Source organism: Candidatus Margulisiibacteriota bacterium (genome assembly GCA_018822365.1).
GTDB lineage: Bacteria > Margulisbacteria > WOR-1 > O2-12-FULL-45-9 > XYB2-FULL-48-7 > XYB2-FULL-45-9.
Map to the genome: position 1 here is coordinate 1 of JAHJKL010000014.1, position 2,168 is coordinate 2,168.

The window sequence follows — 2,168 nt, forward strand, 5'->3', positions numbered from 1 at the left end:
ATAGTATTTGATATTTCTGTGGCCGGAGGGAAATATGAGTATGTCCCAGGCCTGGCCATTCCGTTGTTTATTTTATATTACTTAGTTGCCATGGGTTTTGCTTTTTATAAACTATTTAAGAAGTTTCGAGGGTATAAGGGGGTTGCCCGACAGCAGGTCAGCTACGTTTTTCTTGGATTTTTTCTGGGGAGCTTTTTCCCAATCATTACTAATCTAATTCTTCCGGCCCTTGGTTATTCGCAGTTTGCCGCTGTTGGACCATTATTTACGATTATTACCATTGCTTTTATAGCTTACGCGATCACGAAATCCCGATTGATGGACATCTCCGTGGTTATCAGCCGGGCGGCGGCCGAAGTGTTGGGGACATTATCCTATGTTGCTGTTTATCTGTTATTCGTTTGGTATTATAGATCGTCGGTTTCCGATGAGATTGGCTGGTTGTTTTTGGGCTTTAATGTCGTTTTTGGGATTATTACCGCCCAAACTTATCATCAGGTCAGGCTATTTATCCAAACCACGTCGGATAAACTTATCCTTCACGGCAAATACGACTATTACAAGGCGCTGGAAGACATCAGCATTGAAGTCACCAAAACACTTTCCATGAACAATGTTTTATCTCTTTTGCTCAAAACATTTTCTGAAACCATGGAAGTCTCAAATCCAAAGATCTATACGGGCGAAGATTTTGGACGGCCCGAATTACAGGAATTTCTGTCCATTCACGAAATAACCTGCGTTGATGACTCTCTGGTTATTCCCTGCAGATTAGAGAATCGCCTGATCGCGATAATCCTGCTCGGTAAAAAATTATCGGAAGAAGCTTATACCGAAGAAGATATGCGCTTATTATCGGCTCTTGCCGGTCAGGCGGCGGTTGCGATCGATCATACCAGGACATTTGAAGAGATCAAAAACGACTTTGAGGCGAATAAACAAAAGCTCTTTGATACCGAACGTTTGCTGGCCCGTTCAGAGAGGATCGCTTCATTGGCCAATCTTATCAGAGAGTACAATCACGAGATTAAAACTCCCTTATCGATCATTCGGGGGGAGGCGGCGCTGTTAACGAAAAAGCCCCGAGATCAGGAATATCTGGTCTGGTTCCAGAAGCTGATTTTTGAGCAGGTCGATCGGGCCGACGATATTGTCGAGAGTACTTTGCGGCTTAGCGCTCCGAAGGAAAGAAAGCTCCTCGGCATCAGCTTAAATGAGGTTATTGACCGGGCCGTTAAGCTTTTCCCGGTTAGTGGGGTTCATCTGGATAAACAATACGGAGACCTTCCGGAGATAAAAGGGGACACGGAAGATTTACAGCTTGTTTTTATCAACCTGATGAAGAATGCCGTGGAAGCCATGCCGGCGGGGGGAAATTTAACTATTAAAACCTATCTTAAAAATGGCGAAAAGCCGTTGGTTTGCGCTGAAGTGACCGACACAGGGGCCGGCATTGCCCAGGAAAACATCGATAAGATTTTCGAGCCGTTTTTTAGTACGCATGTGACCAAGGGGAGAGGCTTGGGTTTATCACTTGTTTTCCGGATCATTCGAGAGCATTTGGGAAAGATAGAAGTTAAGAGTGAAGTTGGGAAGGGGACAACGATGCTCCTCTCTTTCCCGCTAGATTCTTAATCCTGCTTTTCCTTGAATTCTTCCCGTTTTTGGATGTGTTTGTCAAAGGTATCAAGTGTCATTTTAACCCGGGCCTCTTCAGACGAGAAAAATTTATCGATCGCAAAGAGCAGTTTTTCTTCAACAACCGGTTTCTTTATGTAATCCACGACAAAGCCGGCAGTTGCTTTATCCCATTTATCTTCATCCTCGTAGGCGGTTAACATTATAACGCCGATTTGATCTTCGGCGTAATCATGGCGGATTTTATCCAAAAATTGCAGTCCGTCCATTTCCGGCATTTTGATATCAAGAAGGATTAATTTGATTTTGTTAGGCCCAAACCACGATTTGTTCTTTTTGAGGATTTCCAGCGCCTCAATGGCATTGTAGGCCTTCATTACCCGATAGTTTTCGGTCTCCTCCACCAGTTTAGCGATCATATCAGTCTGTTTAACTTCATCGTCGATGACTAAAATCAATGGTTTTTCCATAATCGGCACCTCCAGAATGATTTTGATTGTCGCATGATTATAGGAAAAAAGTCAACTTGC

The 2,168-nt window shown here is 43.6% G+C and carries 2 protein-coding genes; one reads left to right on the forward strand and one right to left on the reverse strand.

The features are described 5' to 3' along the window. A partial coding sequence (locus tag KKF06_01060) for a hypothetical protein (GenBank protein ID MBU1616354.1) occupies window positions 1-1,635 on the forward strand: 1,635 nt, incomplete at its 5' end. On the opposite strand, the gene KKF06_01065 is transcribed toward KKF06_01060, so the two are convergent. Continuing rightward, window positions 1,632-2,108, reverse strand: coding sequence for a response regulator (locus KKF06_01065; GenBank protein ID MBU1616355.1), 477 nt, complete (start codon window positions 2,106-2,108; stop codon window positions 1,632-1,634). The two genes, KKF06_01060 and KKF06_01065, sit on opposite strands and share 4 nt — an antisense overlap. Window positions 2,109-2,168: the final 60 nt, after the last annotated feature.